Origin of the sequence: Acidihalobacter aeolianus (assembly GCF_001753165.1) — a bacterium.
GTDB lineage: Bacteria > Pseudomonadota > Gammaproteobacteria > DSM-5130 > Acidihalobacteraceae > Acidihalobacter > Acidihalobacter aeolianus.
This window is the reverse complement of sequence record NZ_CP017448.1, coordinates 1,986,113-2,010,219: the sequence shown is the minus strand read 5'-3', so window position 1 is coordinate 2,010,219 and position 24,107 is coordinate 1,986,113. Positions and strand designations below refer to the sequence as shown.

Below are 24,107 nucleotides of genomic sequence, written 5' to 3'. Positions count from 1 at the left end.
CGGGTCGCAAGCCGGCTATCGACGGACAGGAGCTCTGGCATGGCGACACCTGACAACGACGGCGTGCGCGCCGTCATCTGGGCGGATGACCGCCTGAGATTGCTGGATCAGCGTCTGCTGCCGGCGCAGACGGCCTGGATTGAGGCGACCACTGCCGCCAAGGTTGCCGATGCGATTCGAGACATGGTGGTACGCGGCGCGCCGGCCATCGGCATTGCGGCCGCCTATGGCGCGGTGCTCGCTGCGCGTGCCTGTGGGCCTGACCGGGAGGCGCTCATGCGCGAACTCGATCGACTCGCCGCAGCCCGCCCGACCGCCGTCAATCTGGGCTGGGCGATTGCCCGTCAGCGCCGCCTCGTTGAGGAGAGCGTCGGCGATGCCACGCCCGCGCTGCTGGCTGAGGCCGTCGCGATTCACGAGGCGGATCTGTCCGCCAACCGCCGCATGGGCGAGCTGGGCGGTGCGCTGGTTGAAACGGGCGATGTGCTGACGCACTGCAACACCGGTTCCCTGGCCACCGGCGGCTATGGCACCGCCCTCGGGGTGATCCGCAGCGCCTACGCGGACGGTCGTATTGGTCGTGTGTATGCCGACGAAACCCGCCCCTGGCTGCAGGGTTCGCGGCTCACTGCCTGGGAGCTGATACACGACGGCATACCGGTTTCTCTGCTGTGCGAAGGCGCGGCGGCCTCGCTGCTGGCCAGCGGACGTGTCAGCTGGGTGATCGTCGGTGCGGACCGCATTGCCGCCAACGGCGATGTGGCCAACAAGATCGGCACCTACAGCCTGGCCGTACTGGCGCGCCACCATGACGTGCGTTTCATGGTCGTGGCGCCGACCAGCACCATCGACATGGCGACGCCGGATGGTGCGGCGATACCCATCGAAGAGCGTCCCGAAGAAGAACTGCTGAGCTTTGCGGGCAAGGCGGTCGCGGCGGCAGGTGCGAGCGCCTGGAATCCGGTGTTCGACGTGACGCCGGCGGACCTGATCGATGCCATCGTGACGGAGGTCGGGGTGGTCGAACACCCAGGACTTGCAGGCATGCATGAACTCATGGGGCAGCGCGCCTGAGCCCAGTCCTCAAGGGGGCTGCGTGTGGTATCATTCCAAGATTATTTTTCCATCTAGGGCTCCCCATCTGAATGGCTGATTTCGCCAAAGAACTACTCTCGGTCAATCTCGAAGACGAAATGCGCCAGTCCTACCTGGATTACGCGATGAGCGTGATCATCGGGCGGGCGCTGCCTGATGTACGTGACGGCCTCAAGCCTGTCCATCGCCGTGTGCTTTACGGCATGCACGAAGGCAGCTACGAATGGAACAAGGCCTATAAGAAGTCCGCGCGTATCGTCGGTGACGTCATGGGTAAGTATCACCCTCACGGCGACTCGGCTATCTACGACACCATCGTGCGCATGGCGCAACCCTTCAGTCTGCGCTACATGCTGGTGGACGGACAAGGAAACTTCGGTTCCATCGACGGCGACGCCCCTGCCGCGATGCGTTATACCGAGGTGCGCATGGCGCGCATCGCGCACGAACTGCTCGCCGACATCGACAAGGAAACCGTCGATTTCACGCCCAACTACGATGGTTCCGAGCGTGAGCCCGCTGTTCTTCCGGCGAAGATCCCGAATCTGCTGATCAACGGCTCAGCCGGTATTGCGGTCGGAATGGCTACCAACATCCCACCGCACAACCTCACCGAGGTCATCAACGCCTGTGTGGCTCTCATCGACACCCCCGAGGCGGATATCAACGAGTTGATGGAGTATGTGCCCGGGCCTGACTTCCCCACGGCGGCCGTCATCAACGGCGCCCAGGGCATTCGCGAGGCCTACCAGACTGGTCGCGGCCGGATCTACGTGCGCGCCCGATCCCACGTGGAGACGGACGAGCACAACGGTCGCGAGAGCATCGTCGTCACTGAGTTGCCGTATCAGGTCAACAAGGCGCGCTTGCTGGAAAAGATTGCGGAGCTGGTCAAGGAGAAGAAGCTCGAGGGCATCTCCGAGCTGCGCGACGAGTCCGACAAGGACGGCATGCGCATGGTCGTCGACCTCAAGCGCGGTGAAATGCCCGAGGTCGTGCTGAACAATCTGTACCAGCATACCCAGATGCAGAGCGTGTTCGGCATCAACATGGTGGCGCTGATAGACGGCCAGCCGCGGCTACTTGACCTCAAGTCGATGCTGGAGGCCTTCCTGCGCCATCGCCGCGAGGTGGTGACGCGGCGCACTCTGTATGACCTCCGCAAGGCTCGCGAACGGGCCCATGTCCTGGAAGGTCTCGCCGTCGCGTTGGCCAATATCGACGAAATCATCGAACTCATTCGCGCCTCGGCGACCCCGGTGGAGGCCAAGGCGGGATTGCTCGCTCGTGCCTGGCCGCCCGGGATGGTGACGGGCATGCTCGAGCGGGCCGGTGCGGAGGCTTCGCGGCCCGATGGGCTCGATCCGGCACTCGGTCTGGCCGACGACGGTTATCGCCTGTCCGAGGCACAGGCCCAGGCGATTCTGGATCTGCGCCTGCATCGCCTGACCGGTCTGGAGCAGGACAAGATCGTTTCCGAATACCGTGAGATTCTCGACAAGATCGAGGATCTTCTCGATATCCTCACCCGTCCCGGCAGGCTGATGCAGGTCATCCGGGACGAGCTGATCGCAATCCGCGAACAATTCGGCGATGCGCGTCGCACCGAAATTCTCGACCGTCGGCTCGACCTGTCGCTCGAAGACCTCATTTCTGAGCAGGATGTGGTGGTGACCCTGTCCCACGCCGGCTACGCCAAGGCCCAGCCGCTCGATCTCTATCGTGCGCAGCGTCGCGGAGGTCGCGGCAAGGCCGCGACGAGCATGCGCGAGGAGGATTTCGTCGAAACGCTGTTCGTGGCCAACACCCACGACACGATTCTGTGCTTCTCGAGCCACGGCAAGGTCTACTGGCTCAAGGTCTATGAACTCCCGCAGGCCGGGCGCAACGCACGTGGCCGCCCGATCGTGAATCTGCTCCCGCTGGAGGAAGGCGAACGCATCAATGCGGTGCTGCCGGTCAAGGATTTCGCCTCGGACAGCTATGTGTTCATGGCCACGGCACGCGGCACGGTGAAGAAGACGCCGCTGGTCGATTTCTCGCGCCCGCGCAGCACCGGAATTATTGCCGTCGACCTGCGCGACGGCGACCGCCTGATTGGGGTTGCCATGACCGATGGCGCGCAGGATGTGATGCTGTTGACCAGTGCTGGCAAGGCGGTCAGGTTTGCTGAGGCCGAGGTTCGGGCCATGGGCCGAACCGCGTGCGGCGTGCGCGGTGTGCGCCTGGGAGACGGACAGAGCGTCGTCTCGCTGATCATTCTCGATGAGAATGCGCAGGTGCTGATCGCCACCGAAAACGGCTACGGAAAGCGGACCGAATGCAGCGAGTTCCCGCGCCACGGACGCGGTGGTCAGGGTGTGATCGCGATCCAGTCGTCGAGCCGTAACGGCAATCTGGTCGGTGCGGTGCAGGTCGTGGACGGTGACGAGGTGATGCTGATCACCGACGGCGGTACCCTGGTACGTACGCCGGTCGACGAGGTTTCCGTCATCGGCCGCAATACTCTGGGTGTGACGCTGATCCGCCTGGGTGAAGGCGAGCGTCTGGTACAGATCGAACGCGTCGAATCGCTGGTGGGTGACGACGCCGAGGACGAGCCCGCCGAGGAAGATGGCGACGGACCGGAGGATGGTTCTGAAGACCTGGGTAGAGACTGACACGTTAGGTCGAGGAGGCGCCATGGGACGCGTATACAACTTCAGCTCGGGTCCGGCCACATTGCCGCTGACGGTTCTGGAAAAGGTCCAGGCCGAACTGGTCGATTGGGGCGGTAGCGGCATGTCGGTGATGGAAATGTCTCACCGTGGCGACGATTTCGTCGGTATCGCCGAACGTGCCGAGGCGACCTTGCGTCGCATTCTGGACGTGCCGGATACGTACCGGGTGTTGTTCCTGCAGGGCGGAGCGACCGCTCAGTTCGCGATGGTGCCCATGAACCTGATGCGCGGCGGCTCTGCAGATTTCATCGATACCGGCATCTGGTCGCAGAAGGCCATGACCGAGGCCGCACGCTATGGACGGGTGAGGCTGGCCGCTGGCGGGCCTGATTATGCGACCCGCGTGCCGGCAGCGGGGTCGATCGAGATCGACCCCGCTGCGAGCTATCTGCACTACACCCCGAACGAGACCATCGGCGGCGTGGAGTTTCCCTATATACCGGATAGCGGGGATGTGCCGCTGGTGGCGGACATGTCTTCGACGCTACTGTCGCGTCCGCTGGACGTCTCACGGTTTGGTCTGATCTACGCGGGCGCACAGAAAAACGTGGGGCCGTCGGGTCTGACGCTCGTGATCGTGCACGAAGATCTGCTCGGCGATCCTCTGCCCGGCACACCGACCGTATTCGACTATCGCGTCTATGCGGAGAATGCGTCGATGTACAACACGCCGCCGACTTTCGCCTGGTATGTTGCGGGTGAGGTATTTGCGTGGATCGAAGCCGAGGGCGGGCTTCCCGCTATCGGCGAACGCAACCGACGCAAGGCAGCCAAGCTATATGCAGCACTGGACGGCACAGAGTTCTACCGCACCGCGGTAGCTCAGGACAGCCGTTCCTGGATGAACGTAACCTTCACCCTGGCGGAGACCGCTCTTGATACCGAGTTTCTGCGTGGGGCCGATGCGGCGGGGCTGAAAAGCCTCAAGGGACACCGTTCCGTCGGCGGGATGCGCGCCAGTCTGTACAATGCGATGCCGGAAGCGGGCGTCGACGCGCTTGTCGACTATATGAAGGAATTCGAGCGCATACGCGGCTGATCAGCGTGCATCGCCGCCAAGCCCGACGTTTGCATGCCCATTATCAACCAGCAGGTTTCCGCCCATGTCTGAACAGGAACAGTTGCGAGCGATCCGCGAACGTATCGACGCGATCGACAAGGATTTGATGCGGCTCATCAGTGAGCGTGCGAGCTGTGCGCAGACCGTGGCCGAAATCAAACGGGCTGCTGGTTCCGGCGAGGACTTCTATCGACCCGAGCGGGAGGCGCAGATTCTGCGCCAGGTCAAGGATACCAACCCCGGGCCGCTTGAGGGCGAAACGCTCGCGCGGCTATTCCGCGAAATCATGTCCGCGTGCCTGGCACTGGAGTCTCCGCTCAAGGTGGCATTCCTGGGTCCCGAAGGCACCTATACGCATGCAGCGGTGCTCAAGCATTTCGGGCAGGACGTGCAATTGGCGCCCATGGCTTCGCTCGGTGAGGTGTTCCGCGAGGTGGAGGCCGCCACCTGTCCCTATGGCGTTGTGCCGATCGAGAACTCCACCGAGGGCGTGGTCAACCATACCCTGGATCTGTTCGTGCAGTCGCCGTTGCACGTGTGCGGCGAGGTCCTGCTGCGCATCCATCATCATCTGCTGTCGCGCGAAGAATCACTCGATGGCGTGCAACGCGTCTACGCACATCAGCAGGCGCTCGCACAGTGCCGGCGATGGCTCGATGCGAACCTGCCACACGCCGAGCGCATTCCACTCAGCAGCAACGCGGAAGCGGCCAAGCGTGCCGCACAGGACACCGGTGCAGCGGCTATCGCGGGGGATACGGCTGAGTCCTTGTACGGCCTGAACGCCCTCAAGCGAAATATCGAGGATCACCCCGACAACACGACGCGTTTCCTGGTGATCGGTCGCCAGGAGTCGATCCCCCCGAGCGGGGTCGACAAGACCAGCGTCCTGGTTTCCACATCGAACCGTCCCGGCGCGCTGCATCGCCTACTCACCCCGCTGGCGCATAACGGTGTGAGCATGTCGCGCATCGAGTCCCGCCCGTCCCGCTGCGTGAACTGGGAATATGTGTATTTCCTGGATATCGAGGGTCACAGTGCTGATCCCAAGGTCAAGCAAGCCCTGGCTGGTCTGCGCCAAGAGGCCGAACTGTTCCGCATACTCGGCGCCTATCCGCGGGCGGTACTCTAGGATCGTGTGCGGGCCGCTGGCGGGTCGATTAACGGGCGTGGTGCCGGCGTGACCATCGAACGTCTTGCCATTGTCGGCGTCGGGCTGATCGGGGGATCGCTTGCGTTGGCGCTGCGTCGCGCGGGGTATTGTCACGAAGTGGTCGGGGCCGGTCGCGACCGCGCCAGCCTGCAGCGCGCGCTGGATATGGGGGTTATTGATCGCTTCGAACTCGATGTCTGCTCGGCCGTGCGCGGGGCGGATGTGGTCGTGCTGGCCACTCCGGTGGGGGTGATCGAATCGGTATGCCGGTCCATGCGTGGGTGCCTTGGCGATACATCGATCCTCACCGACGTCGGGAGTGTGAAGGCGGCCGTGGTGCAGGCCGTGGAGGCAGGCCTGGGGCGATTGCCTACGCATTTCGTGCCGGGACATCCGATCGCCGGGCGTGAGCGTGCCGGCGTCGAGGCGGCCGAGGCCGACCTGTATCAGGGACGCCGCGTGATTCTGACTCCATTGCCGGAAGGCGACGTGACCGCCGCGCTCGCGGTCAAGCGCATGTGGGAGGCCGCGGGCGCTCAGGTCGAGAACATGCCGGTGGCCCATCACGACGAGGTACTCGCGGCGACGAGCCATCTGCCGCATCTGCTCGCGTATACCCTGGTGTCGAGCCTGTCCCGACTGGACGAGCAGGAGGAGATATTCCGCTACGCCGCAGGCGGTTTCCGCGATTTCACCCGTATCGCCTCCAGCGATCCTGTGATGTGGCGCGACATCTGTCTGCACAATCGGGATGACATCGTCGCCATGCTGCGGCATTTCAGGGGCGACCTGGATATCCTGGAAAAGGCGATCGCCGGCGCGGACGGTGATCGCCTGCTCACCTTGTTTCAACGCGCCAAACAGACCCGCGACCGATTTTGCGGATAAGCTTTCATTCCATTCATTGACCGAGTCGTTCCAATCCATGCCTTCGAGCAAGCTTTCCTTCCACGTCTCTCCTGGCGGCTGCCTGAAAGGGCGGGTTCGAGTTCCCGGCGACAAATCCATATCACATCGATCAATCATGCTGGGCGCTCTGGCCGACGGGGTGACGGAGGTGACCGGTTTCCTGGAAGGGGCGGACTGTCTTGCTACCCTGCAGGCGATGCGAGCACTCGGTGTATCCGTCGAGACCCTGGGTCAAGGGCACGTCCGCGTCCACGGGGTGGGTGTCGACGGACTCAGGGCTCCAGCCGCACCTCTGGATCTCGGGAACTCCGGCACCTCGATGCGTCTGATGGCTGGGTTGCTCTCCGGTCAACCCTTCGACAGCACGTTGACCGGCGACGCTTCTCTCTCGCGGCGCCCGATGCGCCGCGTGACCGGTCCGCTCACGGACATGGGCGCGAGTATCGAAACGACCCCTGACGGTACCCCTCCGATCCACGTGCATGGGGGGGGGGCGTTGCGCGGCATTCGTTATGACATGCCGGTGGCGAGTGCGCAGGTAAAATCGGCACTATTGCTCGCTGGGCTTTATGCGGCCGGGGAGACCTGCGTCAGGGAGCCTGCGCCGACCCGTGACCATACCGAACGCATGCTTGCCGGTTTCGGATATGCCGTGGAACGTGACGGCAACCAGGTCTGTCTGCGTGGTGGCGGTCGATTGAGGGCAACACGGGTGGACGTTCCGGCCGACATCTCATCGGCGGCGTTCTTCCTCGTCGGGGCCAGCCTTGCTCCGGGTTCGCAACTCGTGCTCGAACATGTGGGAATCAACCCGACACGGACCGGCGTGATCGACATCCTGCGGATGATGGGGGCCGATATCGAGGTGATGGGCGCACGCGAGGTGGGTGGGGAGTCCGTGGCCGATCTGAGGGTCGGCTATGCACTGTTGCATGGCATCGACATTCCCGAGGAACTGGTGCCGCTCGCCATTGATGAGTTCCCGGCCATATTCGTTGCAGCCGCCTGTGCCGAAGGAACGACTAGACTGACCGGCGCGGCTGAATTGCGCGTCAAGGAGAGCGATCGCATCCAGGTGATGGCGGACGGACTGCATGCCTGCGGTGTCGATGCACAGCCGACGACGGACGGTATCGTGATCCTGGGTACGGGTGGACACATTCAGGGTGGCAATGTCGACAGCCATGGAGACCATCGCATCGCGATGGCGTTTGCTATGGCAGGGCTTTGCTCTACCTCGCCGATCACGATCGCAGATTGTGCCAATGTGAACACGTCATTCCCGGGTTTCATCGATATGGCGCAGCGTATCGGCTTGAACATCAAGGCGGGGGAGGCGTGAGGGTGACGAATGTGCCAGTCGTGACCATCGATGGTCCGAGTGGATCCGGCAAGGGCACGTTGAGCCGCCTGCTTGCCGGGGCGCTAGGTTGGCATTTTTTGGATAGCGGTGCCCTGTATCGCCTGGTTGCTCTTGCGGCGATGCGTGATGGTGTGCCCTTGGAAGATGCGCCGCGTATGGGTGATCTGGCAGCGTCCCTTGATGTTGACTTCGTCGCCGGTTCGGGGGGCACGCAGGTGGTGCTGTGTGGCGATGACGTGTCCCTGGCTATACGTGAGGAGTCATGCGGTATTGCGGCCTCGAAGGTGGCTGTCCTGCCGGAGGTCCGCGAGGGGTTGTTGGCCAGGCAGCGCGCGTTTCGTAGAAAGCCGGGGCTCGTTGCCGACGGAAGGGATATGGGGACTGTGGTCTTTCCGGATGCGCCGCTCAAGGTGTTCCTCACGGCGAGCTTGGAGGAACGCGCCACGAGGCGGCGCAAGCAGTTGAAGGAACAAGGGATTGATGCTAATCTTCACGCCCTTTTACACGATCTGGCCGAGCGTGATGCGCGGGATGCGCAACGCGCCGTTGCGCCGTTGAGGCCGGCCGACGACGCCATGATGCTGGATTCCAGCGGCATGGACATTCAGACGGTGCTGGATCAGGTGCTGGAGTTTGTATCAGCACGTCATCTGGTGGTTTAGCCACAACGGGGCAGGTTGGGTAGGCGAGTATCTTACAGACGGATTTTCGGGTGTCGGGTGCAATCCGGCAAGGTGCAACTTCAACCCGCAGTGTGTGCAAGTAGGCGGCACGGCGGTAAATCGTGAGTTAAATCAAACACTATGAGCGAAAGTTTTGCGCAGCTGTTAGAAGAGAGCATGGCCTATACGGAGATGAAGCCCGGGGCCATCCTCAACGCCACAATCCTTGAGATCAAACCGGACGTCGTGGTGGTGAACGCCGGGCTGAAGTCCGAGGGCGTGATTCCGGCAGAGGAATTCTACAACGATCGGGGTGAGCTCGAGGTTGCCGTCGGCGACGTTATCGAGGTTGCGCTCGATGCGGTTGAAGATGGCTTCGGCGAAACGCGGCTGTCGCGCGAAAAGGCCAAACGTGCCAAGGCATGGAAGGTTCTTGAGGACGCTTTCGAGAAGAACGAGATCGTCAGCGGCAAGATCAGCGGCAAGGTCAAGGGCGGTTTTACGGTCGACATCAACGATATCCGTGCGTTCCTGCCGGGGTCGCTGGTCGACGTACGTCCCGTGCGCGATACGGCCTATCTCGAGGGCAAAGATCTCGAATTCAAGGTCATTAAGCTGGATCGTCGCCGTAACAACGTCGTCGTGTCCCGTCGCGCCGTGGTGGAATCCGAATACAGCGCCGAGCGCGAAGCTTTGCTCGAAAGTCTGCACGAAGGTCAGGTGCTCAAGGGTATCGTCAAGAACCTCACCGATTATGGTGCGTTCCTTGACCTCGGTGGCATCGACGGCCTGCTGCACATCACTGATATGGCTTGGAAGCGCGTCAAGCACCCCTCGGAAGTGGTCAACATCGGCGACGAGATCGAGGTCAAGGTGCTCAAGTTCGATCGCGAACGCAATCGCGTTTCGCTCGGCCTCAAACAGCTGGGTGAGGATCCGTGGGTCGATATCGCGCGCCGGTACCCGACGGGTACCCGTCTGTTCGGTAAGGTCACCAACATCACCGACTACGGCTGCTTCGTTGAGGTTGAAGATGGGGTCGAAGGTTTGGTGCACGTTTCTGAGATCGACTGGACGAACAAGAACGTGAATCCTGCCAAGGCCGTGACCATTGGCGAAGAAGTCGAAGTCATGATTCTTGACATCGATGAAGAGCGTCGCCGCATTTCCCTCGGCATGAAGCAGTGCATTCCCAATCCCTGGGATGAGTTTGCGCAAAACTTCAACAAGGGCGACCATGTTTCAGGCGTGATTAAGTCGATTACTGACTTCGGTATTTTCGTTGGGCTCGACGGCGGTATCGATGGTTTGGTGCACCTTTCCGATATCTCCTGGCACGTTCCGGGAGAAGAGGCCGTACGTAATTACAAGAAGGGTGATGAGATCGACACCGTTGTTCTGGCGGTAGACCCTGAACGTGAGCGCATTTCGCTCGGTATCAAACAGATTGAGAAAGATCCCTTCTCCAATTTCGTGGCGGAGCACCCGAAGGGCACCTTGCTCAAGGGGACTGTGGTCGAGGTCGACGCCAAGGCAGCAACGATTGATTTGGGCGATGAAATCATCGGTACGCTGCGCGCATCAGAGCTTTCCCGCGACCGTGTCGAGGATGCTCGAAGCATTCTGAAGGTCGGCGAGGAGGTTGAGGCTAAGTTCACCGGTGTGGATCGTAAAAACCGTACGATCACCTTGTCCATCAAGGCCAAGGAATTTGCCGAGGAAGCTGAAGTCTTGCAGGATTACAGCAGCAGCGGTGCCGGAGCGACCACCTCATTGGGTGAACTGCTCAAGGAAAAAATGGACGCCAATAATCGTTCTTGAGGTGGAGCTCCAGTTGAGCAAAGTGCTGTAAACATGGGCGGCGCCGCCATATGGCGCCGCCCATTTGTTGTGTACATGGACCGGAAATAACAACGGGTTGCTTCATGACAAAATCAGAACTCATAGAAACTCTGGCCAAAAAACACGATCATCTGCACTATCGAGATGTGGAGCTTTCGGTAAAAGGTCTGCTCGAGCAGATGAGTTCTGCACTCGCATCGGGCGAGCGCATTGAAATTCGAGGCTTCGGCAGCTTCTCACTGCATTATCGGCCGCCACGGATCGGACGTAACCCGAAGACGGGTGATACGGTCCCTTTGCCAGGAAAGTATGTTCCTCATTTCAAACCCGGCAAGGAACTTAGGGAAAGAGTGAACCAAGGCGCGGACTGATCCTCGATTGTTGTATCTGCCGTTTCGCTCCCGCCAGAATCGACAGAGGCAAGATCCGTATGCGTAAATTGCTTTCCTTTCTAATTCTGCTGCTATTGATTCTGGTGGCATTGGCATTTACGTCCCTGAACCTGGGCGTGATGCCACTCAATTTCTATTTTGCGAAATTTACGCTGCCTATAGCCGTAGCTGTGTTTCTATTTATGTTGCTCGGCGCTTTTCTGGGTGTCATTGCGAGCAGCGGAATCTGGTTCAGAATGGCGCGAGCCAATCGCAAGCTGCGCCGACGTCTGGATAGTTGCGACAGGGAGTTGGCGAGTCTGCGCAATCTGCCTGTCAAGGATTCTTCTTGATGCTCGAACTGTTGTGGCTGCTCCTTCCCGTTGCAGCCGCTACCGGTTGGTGGTCAGGCAATCGGCATGCTCGTGCTTCCAATACATCCGGGAATCGCTCATCTTTGCCTGGCGATTACGTCCGTGGGCTGAATTATCTGCTTAATGAACAACCAGATAAGGCGCTGGAATTATTCGTGCGCGTCGTTGAGGTGGATTCGGATACCGTCGAAACTTATTTGTTGTTGGGCAGCCTGTTTCGGCGTAGGGGGGAGGTCGAACGGGCCATCCGTGTACACCAGAATCTGATTGCGCGTCCTCATCTTGAAGGTCGTCACCGCGCAACTGCCATGCTTGAGTTGGGTAAGGACTACATGCGTGCGGGATTGCTGGATCGCGCCGAGGGTTTGTACAAGGAACTGCTCAATACCCGATTTCTCAAGGCAGAGGCCAGTTACGAGCTGCAGAGAATTTACGAGCAGGAGAGGGATTGGCTGGAAGCCATACGTTCGGCGGAAGCCTATCAATCCACGTCAGGCGATTCTCAACAAACGGTGATCGCGCATTATTGGTGTGAAGCAGCCGAACAACAGAGGCAGTATGGGCGGTCGAGGCTGGCGATCGATTATGCCAAACGAGCCCTGGTGAGAGACCCCGGGAGCGTGCGTGCAAGCATCCTGCTGGGTGACATTGCCTTAACAGCCCGGGATAGTGCACAGGCGGCTAAGCACTATGCCCGCGTGGCAGAACAGGACCCGGACTTTCTGCCGGTCGTTTTACCCAAACTACGAGTGGCATATTCGGGTTTGGGTGATCAAAGCGGCCTGTCGAGATTGTTGTCTCGCTTTCGTGGGCGTAAGCACGATAGCGAGACCGTGCTACAGATGATTCGGGACATGCTGGAGCGTGGGGAGGAGCCTGCCGCCCGCGAGGCCTTGCTCGAGGAGATGCGCAAGCAGAAGGCGCCACTGCGCTTGCTGCGAGAGTATGTGGCGTTGGAGCAGACTCGTTTTGATGGGGATCAGGTGGCTATATTGTCTCTGATCGAGCGTGTGCTAAGCGAACACGTGCAGCAGTGGTACACCTATCGCTGCAAGCAATGTGGCTTCCGCACGAAGAATTTATTTTGGCAATGTCCCAGTTGCCATAACTGGGGGACCATCCGTCCCTATGAATCGCCGGATGATCAATAGTATGGGGGAGGGCATGATAAGCGAACGTAAATTGACGGATCCTCGGATTATCGTCGCCCTGGATTTCCCCGAAGCGGAGCAGGCGTTGAGCTTAGCCGATGTGCTGGATCCGAAGCTATGTCGAGTCAAAGTCGGTTTCGAACTGTATGTGGCATCAGGAGCCTCACTTGTGTCTGCGCTGCATGACCGTGGTTTCGATGTGTTTCTTGATTTGAAGTTTCACGATATCCCAAACACCGTGGCTTCGGCATGCCGTGCGGCCGCCAAGCTCGGTGTATGGATGCTCAATGTGCATGCCAGCGGTGGCCGCAGTATGCTGCTTGCAGCGCGTGAGGCCGTTCATGCCTTCGAACACCCCCCTCTGCTGATCGGTGTTACTGTCCTTACGTCAATGGACGAGACCGATTTGCAGCAGATCGGGATATGCAAGACAGCGACGGAACAGGTCCTTGAACTCGCGCATCTGACATACGAATGCGGGCTGGATGGGGTGGTCTGCTCTGCGCAGGAAGCCGCTGCATTACGCGAATCCATTGGGTCGGAATTCACACTTGTCACGCCAGGGATTCGTCCTATGGGTTCGGCCGCAGGCGATCAGAAGCGTACCCTCACGCCTTCCGAGGCAGTAGGTCTCGGTGCCGATTATCTCGTGATTGGGCGCCCGATTACTCGGTCGACAGACCCGCTGGGTACATTGCATGAGGTCGTTGCATCATTGGCTACTTCATCTGTGGCATAGGTCGCTTCCCAGCCCATATGTCCTCAGATTTGTGCTGGCCGGTCGATTGCGGAATACGATCTGTGTAGGCATAGTCAGGTAATCAGCGGTCGCATGAGAGACTCATGTGGCCGATATTGTTCAACCGCAAATCATGGAGTGAGTACGGTGTCTACGAACAGCAAGATTGTACGCAAGGCTGTTTTCCCGGTTGCGGGTATGGGAACGCGTTTTCTGCCCGCGACAAAGGCGAATCCTAAAGAGATGCTGCCCATCGTCGACAAACCCTTGATTCAATACGCGGCTGAAGAGGCTGTAAAGGCAGGCATCGAAGTCCTTATCTTCGTCAATGGGCGCAGCAAAAGGGCCATTCCAGACCATTTCGATAAGGCTTATGAGCTGGAAAAGGAACTGGAGGCTCGCGATAAACACAAGCAACTGGAACTCGTGCGAAATATTTTGCCGCCGCAGGTCAGTGCGGTGTACATCCGTCAACCGGAAGCTCTAGGCCTGGGCGATGCCGTGGCCAGAGCGGAGGCGGTGGTCGGTGATGAACCCTTTGCTGTTATCCTGGCTGATGATTTGATTGATGCTGGTAGCGATGGTGTGCTCAAACAACTGGTCGATGTTTATGCGGAGGAACAGTGCAGTGTTCTCGGCGTCGAACGTGTACCGATGACCGAGATTCATCGTTATGGCGTGGTCGACGGGCACTCTGTCAGCGACCGGTTGTGGCAGGTCGAAGGCATTGTGGAAAAACCGTTGCGCGAAAACGCGCCTTCCGACGTGGGTGTGGTGGGTCGATACATCCTGTCGCCCACGATCTTCGACATGCTTCGGCATACTTCGCGGGGAGCCGGTGGTGAAATTCAGCTGACCGATGCGATTGCGGGTCTGTTGAAGCATGAGCGGGTACTTGGCTGCGAGCTGCAAGGCGTGCGTTACGACTGTGGTGACAAGTTGGGCTATCTTAAGGCGACCGTACAGTATGCGTTGAAGCATCCAGAGCTGAGTGAAGCTTTTCGCGCCTATCTGGATGAACAGTTCGCCAAGTAGCCTGCGGTCAGGTATCCGCTACGGCGGATTCGCGCTGTGCTTGATCTAAGGCCTCGCAAGCTTCCAGCCATTCCATTTCGGCTTCCGCCAGCGAAGCGGCAAGCGCACGTTGCTCCGTCTGTAGAGCTTGCAGTTTCAGGGCATGCTCTCCGTTGTACAGCGCAGGGTCAGCGAGTTGATCCAGGAGTCTCTGGTTGCGGGCGCTGAGACTGTCATGAGACTGCTCTAGTCGCTTGACGCGCTCGCTGAGCTTTTTGGCCTTCTCTCGGTTTTCCGCTGCCGCCCGTCTCTTTTCCTTGGGCGACTGGAGCGGCATAGGGTTTTCTGTAGCCTTCATCGGGCTTTCGTCAGAGGACACGCCAGCCCGTTTCTGGCGCTGAGCGAGCCAGCGAGCGTAATCTTGCTGATCGCCATCGAAAATCTGTGCACTGCCATCGGCGACCAATACGATCGTGTCACAGACATTATCGATCAGGTATCGATCATGGCTAACCAATACCACGGCGCCTGGATAGCGACCCAGGGCTATCGCCAGGGCTCTGCGCATTTCCAGATCGAGATGGTTCGTTGGCTCATCGAGCAACAGCAGATTGGGTTGTTGGTAGCAGATGAGGGCGAGCACCAGTCTAGCCTTTTCACCTCCTGAAAATCCTCCGACGCGCGCTAGTGCCTGGTCTCCGGCAAAGGCGAATTTGCCAAGGTGGTCACGCAACAACTGTTCAGTAGCGCGTGGCGCAATGCGTTGCAGATGCACTAACGGTGTCCCATCGGGATCAAGCTGTTCCAGCTGATGTTGGGCGAAATAACCAATTTGCAAATGCGGTGATATTAGGCGTTCACCGTCCAGGGGTTCAGTTTGGCCAGCCAACAGTTTGATCAAAGTGGATTTGCCGGCGCCATTGGGGCCGAGCAATCCGATGCGATCTCCAGGACGGAGGGTGAGATCGACTGCTTGTAGAAGCGGTTTGCCGTCATAGCCGGTCGAGATCAGGTCCAAGGTTAGTAACGGATCGGGCAGTTTCTTGGGTATGCCGAAATCAAAATCAAAAGGACTGTCTGCGTGCACCGGCGCGACCAGTGTCATGCGTTCAAGTGCTTTAAGTCTGCTCTGTGCTTGGCGTGCTTTGGTTGCCTTGGCCCGGAAGCGCTCGACGAAGCGGTTGAGGTGCTCGATTTCACGTTGCTGATGTGAGTGTGTGGCTTGCTGTTGCAACAAGGCTTGTGCGCGTGCCTGTTCGAATGAGGAATAATTGCCGGTATAGAGTGTGAGTTTGCGTTCGGAAAGATGGGCAATATGTGTAACGCTGCGGTCCAGAAACGCTTGGTCATGTGAGATCAACAGCAGCGTACCTGGATAACCAGCAAGCCACTGTTCAAGCCATAGCACAGCATCAAGGTCAAGATGGTTTGTAGGTTCGTCGAGCAGCAGCAGATCAGAACGACACATGAGCGCCTGCGCCAGATTGAGCCGCATTCTCCACCCACCGGAGAATTCTTTGACTGAGCGTGACTCGTCTCCTGGCGCGAAACCAAGTCCATGCAAAAGTCGATTGGCACGGCTTTCCGCTGTGTATGCCCCGATGGTTTCGAAACGTGCAAGTAATTCTGCCAATTGAGTGTCGTCTGCATGCTCTAGCTTTGTCTGGATCTCGCGTAGTTCTTTATCCCCATCTAGTACGTAGTCCAGTGCTGTCATGTTCGTGGCAGGTGTTTCCTGGGCGACATGGGCAATGGTCCAGTCGGGCGGGTAGTGGAAGTCGCCGGCATCCGCACCAAGATGACCCAGGAACATGGCGAAGAGGCTGGATTTACCAGTTCCGTTAACGCCCACGAGTCCAACGCGCCAACCGGCGTGCACCGTGAGATCTGCGGATTCGAGCAGCAAGCGCGGGCCGCGGCGGAGTGAAAGTTGATCGAGTCGAAGCATGCCGCGCAGTTTACCAAGCCGGGGGTAGGCTTGGCTTCTCTCCAGGGCCTGTTTACACGATGCGGTGAGGTGCTGTTGTGACTGAATAACCGCCAATCAAGGCGCGAGGAGCGCAGTTTGGTGATTCCAAATCAGCCACGAGCTACGCCGAGTGGCGGTTATGCAGATCCAACCCGTAGGGCCGGGCCACTTTCCACGCCCTGCGGTGTTGCCGTTCGCTCATGTGGCCGGCCACACCGCGCTCGCGGTGCCTGGCGAGCCTTGCAAAGTGGCTCCGGCAGCACTCCACACGCATCGTGTGAATAGGCCCTAGCACTCATATGCGGTTGCGTTCGGTTTGAGGAATTGCTTCCCTCGTAGCGTTTTCCTGCGTGTCGGATTCGCTGTTTAGTATCTTGAAGATGGCTCGCTGTATGCGATTCAATGTTTGGAGGGTGTGCCGCCCCTGCAGAATGGAGTCGATGATCGCCGATTCGGGTATGGGTGGAGGGTGATCGAACTGGCGATGGAAGCTATCGATAACATGGCGGCTGAGGGCGCTCATTCTCGCTTCGTCACCGTGAGCATCTGCCATGAGTTTGGCAACGGAAGACTCGATGTCACGCAATGGCTTGTGCTCACGACGCTCATAAAGATTTTCCAGGGTCAGTACAAGCGAACGGCAAAGATCGGCAGGGTAGCCGGCGATTTCCAGATATTGATAAAGCGTGCGATCGAGTGGGAAAGGGAGGCTGCCGTATCTTTGGGCGAAGTTGTTGATCAGCGCGCCAATGCCTGAAGCGAACGAGTCTTGCTCCATCTCGGGCAGTGAACGTATCGCTTCGAGCAACTGGGAGAATAATGCCTCAGTATGCGGCGCACATGGAGAGATATCGGACATCATGTCCGATGTGGGTTGAACAGGCCCGGCAGATAGATGCACGGCTTGCGACAAGCTACCCGATGTGACTGGTATAAGGTCGGTGACTAGTCGGTCGAGTTGTTGTGCGAGGGTATAGAAACACAGGCTTGCCGGTGCATCGTAACGCATGAATATCACCGGTCTCTGAGCACGAACGGCCGACCCGATAGTATCGTCAGTAACAATGTGCCCAAGTGTCTCGACTTGGGTGTGCAAGTATTTTTGTACTGCCCCATGGAATCGTCGGTAAACGGCGCGGAACTCATGTGCGTCCGTAACTTGATTCACGATGACCTGAATCGGGGTTGTAATGCCTTCGCGTCGCATGACTCGGATCAAGGAGAATGCGTTGGTAAGCGAAGTGGGTTCTGGAGTAATGACCAGAAGAATCAGCGCTGCTGCACGCAGGAAAAATATCACGTCGCTGCTGCTGCCAGCTGCGGTATCGACTATGAGATAGTCGAAATTGCGTTCTAGCGTGTCGAGGGCGGCAGCAAGACGCCCGCGTTGCGCTTCGTCGAGATCCGACCCGGCCGCGATTCCCGATGCGGCGGGTATGATAGAGATATTGCCAGGCGCTTTGACGAGTATTTCTTCGATTTCGTGGTCGCCGCTGAGCAGGTGTTCGAGCGTAAGAGCAGGGTGTAAGCCGAGGAGGACGTTGACGTTCGCCTGGTTGGTATCCGCATCGAACAGGCATACCTGACGGCGCCTGCTGGAAAGCGCAACGGAGAGATTGACGCTGATGTTAGTCTTGCCTACGCCACCTTTGCCGCTGGTAACGGCGATGACCTTGGCTCTGGCTGGTTGAGAAACATTCATCGGCCGATGGCCAGGGTTCATTCCTCGCCAGCGGGGGCTGCAATCATGCTGTGCGTAGCCGGGCGGGATGTTTTCAAGATCGATTGAAGTTCTTCTGCAGGCATGGGACGGTTGAATAGGTAACCCTGCATACCATGGCATTCACGTTGAGCAAGCCATGCGTGTTGCTCCTGTGTCTCGACACCTTCTGCGACAATCGTGAGGTCGAGGCTGTGTCCCATGGCAATGATAGCGTCGACGACGGAGCGACCGGTACTTTCTGGGTCGATATCCTGAACGAATGAACGATCGATTTTAAGTGTGTGAATAGGTAATTGGTGTAAATAGCTAAGCGATGAATACCCTGTACCAAAGTCGTCAATTGCGATGCTGATGCCGTGTCTGGCCAGGGCATTGAGGCGCTGTGTCGCCATGTTGATGTCCTGAACGATCAGGTTCTCTGTAATTTCAAGTTCCAAGTTCTGGCCAGGCAACCCATGCCGGTCCAGGGAATCAATGATCTCATCCACCAGGTTGCTGCGTTTAAGATCCAGTGTGGAAAGATTGATTGCAATGCGTGGAGGGGCGATCCCCTCGTCCACCCAGGCCTTCATCTGCCGAATACTCGTGTCGAGTATCCATTCGGTCACCTGCCCAATCAGGCCGACTTCCTCCGCAAGATGGATAAAGTCTCCAGGATAGAGTAAACCTCGTTCCGGGTGCTGCCACCGTAGCAGCGCTTCGATGCCGCAGACGTGCAGTCCCTGTGTGTCGTACTGAGGTTGGTAATGGATGACGAACTCGTGATTGGTCAGGGCGCGCCGCAATCCCATCTCAAGATCGAGGTGCTGCGAGAATTGCGAATTCATGTTGCTACTGTAAAAAGCGTAACCGCCACGAGTATCATTTTTCACGCTATACATCGCGATATCGGCGTTCTTGATCAATTCCTCGTCAGTAGCGCCGTCTGTCGGAAACACCGAGACACCGATGCTGGCCCCGACGAACAATTCATGTTGATCGATCATGAAAGGTGGAGCGAGCGAATCGATGATCTTCCTGCATACCGTGGCAGCCGCGTCGCGATGTGTAACTTGTGGGAGCAACACCACAAATTCGTCGCCACCGAGTCGGGCCAAGGTATCGCCCTCGCGCAGGCAGGTCTGTACACGTCTGCCGACAGCGCGTAACAACTGGTCGCCGATAATGTGGCCGAGCGTATCGTTTACGATCTTGAAGCGGTCCAGGTCGATGAACATGACAGCCACCATCTGGCCGACGCGCTTGGCTTGTGCGATGACCATATTGAGCCGATCTTTGAACAGGGTGCGGTTGGGGAGCCCTGTGAGCAGATCGTGATATGCTTGGTAGCGGATAATTGCCTCGGCCTGTTTGCGCCCAGAAATGTCTCTAGCGACACCGTAAGTTCCGAGAAGGCGGCGCTCGTCTCCCGCCGATTTCCCTGCATTAGAGTACAAACCAGTCGCATTGAGTTCGATGCACATGGCGCTGGTTGCAAAACTTTTGTGTGTGCCTCGGTGGTCGTCTTTCGTGCGTAGCCGCAACTCGAGGTTGCGTGTCGCTCGCGTGCCCGTGCGCCGCTCATTGAATGCGTAGCGGGCAAGTTCCAGGTCTTCCTCATGAACTAGGCTGGTGTAGTGCTTGCCGATCAGCTCTTCACGGCTGAACCCGAGTAATTGTTGAACGCGCGGGTTGAGAAACGTGAAGTTTCCCTCCTCGTTCAGTACATAAATGATATCGGGAGAGGTGTTGACCAGGAAACGATGGAGCTTTTCTGAATGCTTCAGGCGTTCTTGGATATCCGTAGATTCTGTCTTGAGACGACGGCGTTCAAGCGTATTTTCTATACGTTTTATCAGTTGCTCGGGGGCGTAAGGTTTTAACAAGAAATCATGGGCGCCTAACCGTAAGGCGTCAACAGCGGTTTCGAAACTGGCCTCACCACTGATGACTATGATATCGGTGTGGATATTCTGTTCGGTTACATACCGCATGATCTCACGACCGTCGATGTCTGGCATCTTCAGATCGATCAGCGCGATGTCGTAATTGTTCGTCCGTAACTGCGCTATGGCAGATTGTCCATCGCCAGCGGTGGTCACGACATAGCCGTTCAGCGCAAGCAGTTGCTTAAGACTGGAGAGCAGACGTGGCTCGTCGTCGATGGCGAGGATTTGTGGGGGCTGGGGTGGCATGTGTATATGTAATAAGGTTTTATGGTGGCCCATTTGTCGCATTTAAGGCAGGGCGCGATTGTGGGAATAGCCCATTTGAACCGCGCGCCAACATCTCAACCTCTGATGAGGCAGTAATTCAAGCCAAAGGTCAAGCATTTAGCAGCCGCCTAGGGATCAAAACCTGGAAATGCGTGCCTTGCGAATGACTGCTGCGGCATGTGATTGTCCCGTGGAGTTCATCGACCAGCTTCTTGGTGATCGATAGGCCGAGGCCTGCGTGGCTACCTCCCTTGAGGGTGGCAACCGGTTTGAAGAGCGAGGCGAGTATCTGAGGCGGCATTCCAGGGCCATTGTCGCCAACGTCCAGTGCGACATAGGCTTGTTGACCGAGATACACGTAATCGGATGTGCTTACGGTAATGATCTGTCCGCGATCGAGTGCTTCCGCCGCGTTTTTTATCAAATTCACGAGAATTTGTTTGACGCGGCGATGCGATGCCTCGATCGGAGGCAATGAGTCATCGAGGTGCAACTCAAGGCCGATGCCGGCAGGTGTAATCAGCGTAGGCCGAAGTAGTTGAATGACGTCCTTAACCAGCGCATTGAGGTCTATTTGTTTCCGATCTTCATTAACGTCACCGGTTTCTGTAAGGCTGCGCACAATGGTTCCAACCCGACCGATTTCCTCGTTAATGATGCGCAGATCGTCGGCTACATCAGTATGACCTTCGTCGATATGACGTCCGAGAATCCCAAGATAGTTCTGGATGATGCTGAGCGGATTGTTCGTTTCATGCACGACGCTGCGGGCTTTGAGTCGCTGGTCTTCGGCCTGTTCGCGCAAGGCTTCAGCCAGGGCCTTATTGCGTCGGTTTAGACCCAGAATCTCCTGTGCGAGTTCTCCTGCAAACCATTCCAAGAGTCGATGGCGTTGCGTGATGCGTAGGGCATCGTCGGCGTTCACACCGACGATCATGGAGCCGACGATCTGGCCTTGTGCACATAGAGGAATGCTGAAAAAACCCGCCGTATGCAGCAGATCCAGAAGTTCGAGGTCGAGAACACTGGGTTGGGCGTTGTCTGCTTCAGGTTCTTGCCAAGGTTGAATGCTCTCCGTCGTGCCATTGGTCAGCGTCGCGCCAACCAGGCTATGCGTGGATGGTAGAGCGACCCTGAATTCAGACCAGAATTGGGTAAGAGCCGAATTGGTAGGCGCTTGTCCTTGGGCGCTTTGTGCCTGATCATCAACCAGGAAGTAACCGATGCGATTCATGCCGAATATCAGATGATTGGCCAGGTCTGCTGACGCGAGCAGATCGTCAATCTGTTCGCTGCCTTCCAGTTGTTTGCGGGCAGCTGACAAAATATTCATGTCGCCCAGCCGCCGGGCAAGTTCGTGTTCCGATTTTGAGGCCGACGTTTGGCTGCCGTCGGCCCTTTCCTGTTTTTGCGGGCGCGATGAGGTCTCGATGCCGAACGCGCGCGCAGTTTCTCGCGTTTGCTTTACTGCGCTGGCATGCAGGTCGTTCAGCAGACTGGGGATCAACCCAAGGATGCGGTCTGCGGCAACAAGGCCGGCAGCCGGGGCGATGCTAGCGTCGCAACCCAGGCGATTCGCTACCGCAACGAGACGCACGAGGTGATGAGCTTCCGTCAGCTCATCTACAGAAGCATGATGGAAGCGTACTGCATCGGTGAGAGGGCCTCTCCGGCCAGAGCGGCTCAGCATCTTCCCGCCTAGACTGGCGTGATCCAAGCCGAATAGCGTTTTCTCGCGGGTCACTAGCTCAGAGGTGTCCGTGCCGGCCTGATCCAGTAGGTCGTCATAGAGTTCAGGTTCAGTCACGAGCATGCCAATTTGCCCGATATTGCTGATTAATCCCCCGAGATACGCCTCATGCACAGATGGATAGCCGCTGAGGTCTGCGAGCTTGGAAGCCAGGGTAGCGGTCAGCAGGGCTTCTTGCCAGAAGTTCTCGTGCCGTTGCCTATGGGCGCCCAGCGACTGATCCATGAACTGATAGACGGCAGCAGTCAGCGCCAACGTGCGCAGTGCGTTAATGCCGAGGAGCATTAGGGTCTGTTCGAGCGTCAGCTTGCGATCATTCTGGGCAAGGCCGAAGGCGGGTGAGGTCGATAAAGCCAGGACACGTGCCGCTAGAGCGGCGTCCTGGCGAACCAGGGCAGCGATTTCCTGCATGTTGCGGTTATCGGCTTCGCAGGCGTCGAGAATCCGGAAAAGAACCTCGGGCAACGCGGGCAGACTCATTATGTCAACCGCGTGTATTCTTGATTTCTGCGCTTGAGTCATGTCATTCAAGCCTTGCCGTATCTACGGCTAATTATAAGATTCGCCCGCACTACATTGATTGTACGTTATTTACTCCCTGATAAGAAGCCTTTGTCAAGCAGGTTAAGCGGAGGGTCAGTTGAACCAGCTGTCCTTGCGCCGCCTGGCTAGTTTGGGGAGCAGCAGGCCCAGTATCAAACCGCCGAGTAAAACGCCACTGCCGGCGAGGAACCACTGTATGCGTGAATGTTGGCTCAGCGTTGCATTGGCTCGGGTCAATCGTGTGATTTGCTGCTGATTGCTCTTCTGCAGGGCCTGTAGACGTGAGTTTGCTTGTTGCATGGCGACGGCATTTTGCGATGTGGCGGCCAATGCGCGGTATTTTTGGGTCAGCGAGGCTAATTCGCTCTGTAGTTGCTGCTTGTCCTTTTGGGTCTGCGTCAGTTCGGTTTGAGATTGCGCAAGCGCCTTCTGGGCATTGCTCAGGGCCTGATTCTTGCCCGTCAGAGTCTGATTGAGTGTGGCAAGCCGCATCGCGGCAGGTTCGTTTGCCATCAGATAGCGGCTCAGTACCCAGCCTTCAGTGCCGTCGCCGAGCTTGACTTCGGTATACCCCGAAGAGGTCGTTTTGAGTGCGGAAACGCGGTCGCCAGTGCCGACCATTTTAAGGATTTGGTACTGAAGTCCTGGACCCGAGCGTACGGTGACCTTGATCTGGTCGGTAACGTACATCGGCCTGCTGGCCGTGGCTGCCAGGGGGGCGGGTGTTGCTGAAAGGGCGGTGGGTGCCGCCAGTACGGCGCTGGATGGGATCAGCAGGCCAACAAAGAGAAAGCGCTGGGTTGAAAAGCCATGAGGCATGCGGTGATTCTCCCGGGAGGACTGAGTTCGCACGGCGAGTTGGTTCCGGCGGATACTAGCATAGCCGTCAGCCTGTCTACCCGGGGGTCTATGGTAGACTGCGCCTCATAAGCCCCGGTGGCACAGTTGGATAGCGCAGCCCCCTCCTAAGGGGCAGGTCAGAGGTTCGAATCCTCTCCGGGGCGCCAATTGATCAATATTGGCAGGTGAAGAAGCAATACAATAGATCTCCTGCTAGGCTACTTGCCGTGAGGGGGAGGGCTTAATGCTTGTGGGGTATCCAGCTAATTACGCTAGGGTCTGTTCACATTAATTTTGATATAATAGCGGCATGGAAATCACCTTGCAGCCATACAAAATCATTGAGCCTTTGTTGCCGATTCCGCGAGGCAACATAAAGATATCCATCTACAGGTGCTGAACGCGATCCTGTACGTGGCTGAACAAGGCTGTAAGTGGCGCGGCCTACCGGCCCGCTTCGGTCGCTGGCACAGCATCTATATGCGCGCCAATCGCTGGGCCAAGCAGGGCGTGCTGGATAGGGTCTTTCTCGCCTTACAGGAAAACGGCGTGATCAACATTCAAGTTGATCGCGTCTCACTCGATTCCACGGCAGTCAAGGTTCATCCGGACGGCACCGGTGCATTAAAAAAAG

Annotated in this window: 18 protein-coding genes, 1 tRNA gene and 1 pseudogene; 15 read left to right on the top strand and 5 right to left on the bottom strand. The window is 58.1% G+C overall.

The genetic code is table 11. The annotated features are described in order from the left end of the window. The first annotated feature begins 39 nt into the window (after positions 1-39). The 13 genes from mtnA to galU all read left to right on the top strand — a co-directional run bounded on the left by mtnA (position 40) and on the right by galU (position 14,474). Complete coding sequence (mtnA, locus tag BJI67_RS09150) at positions 40-1,074, top strand: S-methyl-5-thioribose-1-phosphate isomerase (protein WP_070072773.1); 1,035 nt, start codon at positions 40-42, stop codon at positions 1,072-1,074. Positions 1,075-1,145: 71 nt separating this feature from the next. Then, positions 1,146-3,755 (top strand): DNA gyrase subunit A, encoded by a 2,610-nt coding sequence (gene gyrA / locus BJI67_RS09145; protein ID WP_070072772.1) that lies wholly within the window; start codon positions 1,146-1,148, stop codon positions 3,753-3,755. Positions 3,756-3,777: 22 nt separating this feature from the next. Continuing rightward, positions 3,778-4,854 (top strand): 3-phosphoserine/phosphohydroxythreonine transaminase, encoded by a 1,077-nt coding sequence (serC, locus tag BJI67_RS09140; RefSeq protein ID WP_070072771.1) that lies wholly within the window; start codon positions 3,778-3,780, stop codon positions 4,852-4,854. Between the two features lie 64 nt (positions 4,855-4,918). Next, a complete protein-coding gene (gene pheA, locus BJI67_RS09135; protein WP_070072770.1) occupies positions 4,919-6,007 on the top strand; it encodes a prephenate dehydratase in 1,089 nt (362 codons plus the stop codon). Between the two features lie 48 nt (positions 6,008-6,055). Next, positions 6,056-6,916: a prephenate dehydrogenase gene (locus BJI67_RS09130; protein WP_197512947.1), complete on the top strand. Its 861-nt coding sequence runs from the start codon at positions 6,056-6,058 to the stop codon at positions 6,914-6,916. A 37-nt stretch (positions 6,917-6,953) separates the two neighbouring features. Continuing rightward, the gene (gene aroA, locus BJI67_RS09125; RefSeq protein WP_070072769.1) at positions 6,954-8,279 is read left to right on the top strand and encodes a 3-phosphoshikimate 1-carboxyvinyltransferase; all 1,326 of its coding nucleotides are present in this window, start codon (positions 6,954-6,956) and stop codon (positions 8,277-8,279) included. Between the two features lie 11 nt (positions 8,280-8,290). Further along, complete coding sequence (gene cmk, locus BJI67_RS09120; RefSeq protein ID WP_231940937.1) at positions 8,291-8,962, top strand: (d)CMP kinase; 672 nt, start codon at positions 8,291-8,293, stop codon at positions 8,960-8,962. A gap of 141 nt (positions 8,963-9,103) precedes the next feature. After that, positions 9,104-10,783: a 30S ribosomal protein S1 gene (gene rpsA, locus BJI67_RS09115; protein ID WP_070072767.1), complete on the top strand. Its 1,680-nt coding sequence runs from the start codon at positions 9,104-9,106 to the stop codon at positions 10,781-10,783. A 104-nt stretch (positions 10,784-10,887) separates the two neighbouring features. Further along, entirely contained in the window at positions 10,888-11,175 is a 288-nt protein-coding gene (locus BJI67_RS16890; protein ID WP_083250781.1) for an integration host factor subunit beta, read from the top strand. Between the two features lie 59 nt (positions 11,176-11,234). Beyond that, the gene (locus BJI67_RS09110) at positions 11,235-11,528 is read left to right on the top strand and encodes a LapA family protein (RefSeq protein ID WP_070072766.1); all 294 of its coding nucleotides are present in this window, start codon (positions 11,235-11,237) and stop codon (positions 11,526-11,528) included. Further along, positions 11,528-12,700, top strand: a complete 1,173-nt coding sequence (gene lapB / locus BJI67_RS09105) for a lipopolysaccharide assembly protein LapB (RefSeq protein WP_070072765.1) — start codon at positions 11,528-11,530, stop codon at positions 12,698-12,700. Before BJI67_RS09110 ends, lapB begins: the two co-directional genes overlap by 1 nt. 13 nt (positions 12,701-12,713) lie before the next feature. Further along, the gene (gene pyrF / locus BJI67_RS09100) at positions 12,714-13,439 is read left to right on the top strand and encodes an orotidine-5'-phosphate decarboxylase (RefSeq protein WP_197512943.1); all 726 of its coding nucleotides are present in this window, start codon (positions 12,714-12,716) and stop codon (positions 13,437-13,439) included. Positions 13,440-13,586: 147 nt separating this feature from the next. After that, positions 13,587-14,474 carry a UTP--glucose-1-phosphate uridylyltransferase GalU gene (galU, locus tag BJI67_RS09095; RefSeq protein WP_070072763.1) on the top strand — a complete coding sequence of 296 codons (888 nt, stop codon included), beginning with the start codon at positions 13,587-13,589 and terminating at the stop codon, positions 14,472-14,474. A gap of 7 nt (positions 14,475-14,481) precedes the next feature. Here the strand turns inward: galU and BJI67_RS09090 are convergent, their stop codons facing one another. The 5 genes from BJI67_RS09090 to BJI67_RS09070 form a co-directional block, all read right to left on the bottom strand. Then, a complete protein-coding gene (locus tag BJI67_RS09090) occupies positions 14,482-16,401 on the bottom strand; it encodes an ABC-F family ATP-binding cassette domain-containing protein (RefSeq protein WP_070074062.1) in 1,920 nt (639 codons plus the stop codon). A gap of 316 nt (positions 16,402-16,717) precedes the next feature. Then, complete coding sequence (locus tag BJI67_RS09085) at positions 16,718-18,145, bottom strand: MinD/ParA family protein (protein WP_197512941.1); 1,428 nt, start codon at positions 18,143-18,145, stop codon at positions 16,718-16,720. Next, positions 18,142-20,319: a putative bifunctional diguanylate cyclase/phosphodiesterase gene (locus tag BJI67_RS09080; RefSeq protein WP_197512939.1), complete on the bottom strand. Its 2,178-nt coding sequence runs from the start codon at positions 20,317-20,319 to the stop codon at positions 18,142-18,144. The genes BJI67_RS09085 and BJI67_RS09080 overlap by 4 nt, the downstream gene beginning before the upstream one ends. Positions 20,320-20,449: 130 nt before the next feature. Beyond that, on the bottom strand, positions 20,450-22,570 hold the full coding sequence (locus BJI67_RS09075) for an HDOD domain-containing protein (protein WP_197512937.1): 2,121 nt from the start codon (positions 22,568-22,570) through the stop codon (positions 20,450-20,452). A 156-nt stretch (positions 22,571-22,726) separates the two neighbouring features. Then, positions 22,727-23,452 (bottom strand): TIGR04211 family SH3 domain-containing protein, encoded by a 726-nt coding sequence (locus BJI67_RS09070; protein WP_083250778.1) that lies wholly within the window; start codon positions 23,450-23,452, stop codon positions 22,727-22,729. Positions 23,453-23,563: 111 nt separating this feature from the next. Between BJI67_RS09070 and BJI67_RS09065 the strand changes: the two genes are divergently transcribed. Together BJI67_RS09065 and BJI67_RS09060 are read left to right on the top strand one after the other, a co-directional pair. After that, positions 23,564-23,640: transfer RNA gene (locus BJI67_RS09065), tRNA-Arg, on the top strand. Positions 23,641-23,783: 143 nt separating this feature from the next. Then, positions 23,784-24,106, top strand: a pseudogene (locus BJI67_RS09060) (transposase); the annotation flags it as partial. Between the last annotated feature and the right edge of the window lies 1 nt (position 24,107).

Coding starts and splice junctions, on each gene's coding strand:
- mtnA (WP_070072773.1), top strand. CDS start 40: ATGGCGACACCTGACAACGACGGCGTGCGCGCCGTCATCTGGGCGGAT.
- gyrA (WP_070072772.1), top strand. CDS start 1,146: ATGGCTGATTTCGCCAAAGAACTACTCTCGGTCAATCTCGAAGACGAA.
- serC (WP_070072771.1), top strand. CDS start 3,778: ATGGGACGCGTATACAACTTCAGCTCGGGTCCGGCCACATTGCCGCTG.
- pheA (WP_070072770.1), top strand. CDS start 4,919: ATGTCTGAACAGGAACAGTTGCGAGCGATCCGCGAACGTATCGACGCG.
- aroA (WP_070072769.1), top strand. CDS start 6,954: ATGCCTTCGAGCAAGCTTTCCTTCCACGTCTCTCCTGGCGGCTGCCTG.
- rpsA (WP_070072767.1), top strand. CDS start 9,104: ATGAGCGAAAGTTTTGCGCAGCTGTTAGAAGAGAGCATGGCCTATACG.
- BJI67_RS16890 (WP_083250781.1), top strand. CDS start 10,888: ATGACAAAATCAGAACTCATAGAAACTCTGGCCAAAAAACACGATCAT.
- BJI67_RS09110 (WP_070072766.1), top strand. CDS start 11,235: ATGCGTAAATTGCTTTCCTTTCTAATTCTGCTGCTATTGATTCTGGTG.
- lapB (WP_070072765.1), top strand. CDS start 11,528: ATGCTCGAACTGTTGTGGCTGCTCCTTCCCGTTGCAGCCGCTACCGGT.
- pyrF (WP_197512943.1), top strand. CDS start 12,714: ATGATAAGCGAACGTAAATTGACGGATCCTCGGATTATCGTCGCCCTG.
- BJI67_RS09090 (WP_070074062.1), bottom strand. CDS start 16,401: ATGCTTCGACTCGATCAACTTTCACTCCGCCGCGGCCCGCGCTTGCTG.
- BJI67_RS09085 (WP_197512941.1), bottom strand. CDS start 18,145: ATGAACCCTGGCCATCGGCCGATGAATGTTTCTCAACCAGCCAGAGCC.
- BJI67_RS09080 (WP_197512939.1), bottom strand. CDS start 20,319: ATGCCACCCCAGCCCCCACAAATCCTCGCCATCGACGACGAGCCACGT.
- BJI67_RS09075 (WP_197512937.1), bottom strand. CDS start 22,570: ATGAGTCTGCCCGCGTTGCCCGAGGTTCTTTTCCGGATTCTCGACGCC.
- BJI67_RS09070 (WP_083250778.1), bottom strand. CDS start 23,452: ATGCCTCATGGCTTTTCAACCCAGCGCTTTCTCTTTGTTGGCCTGCTG.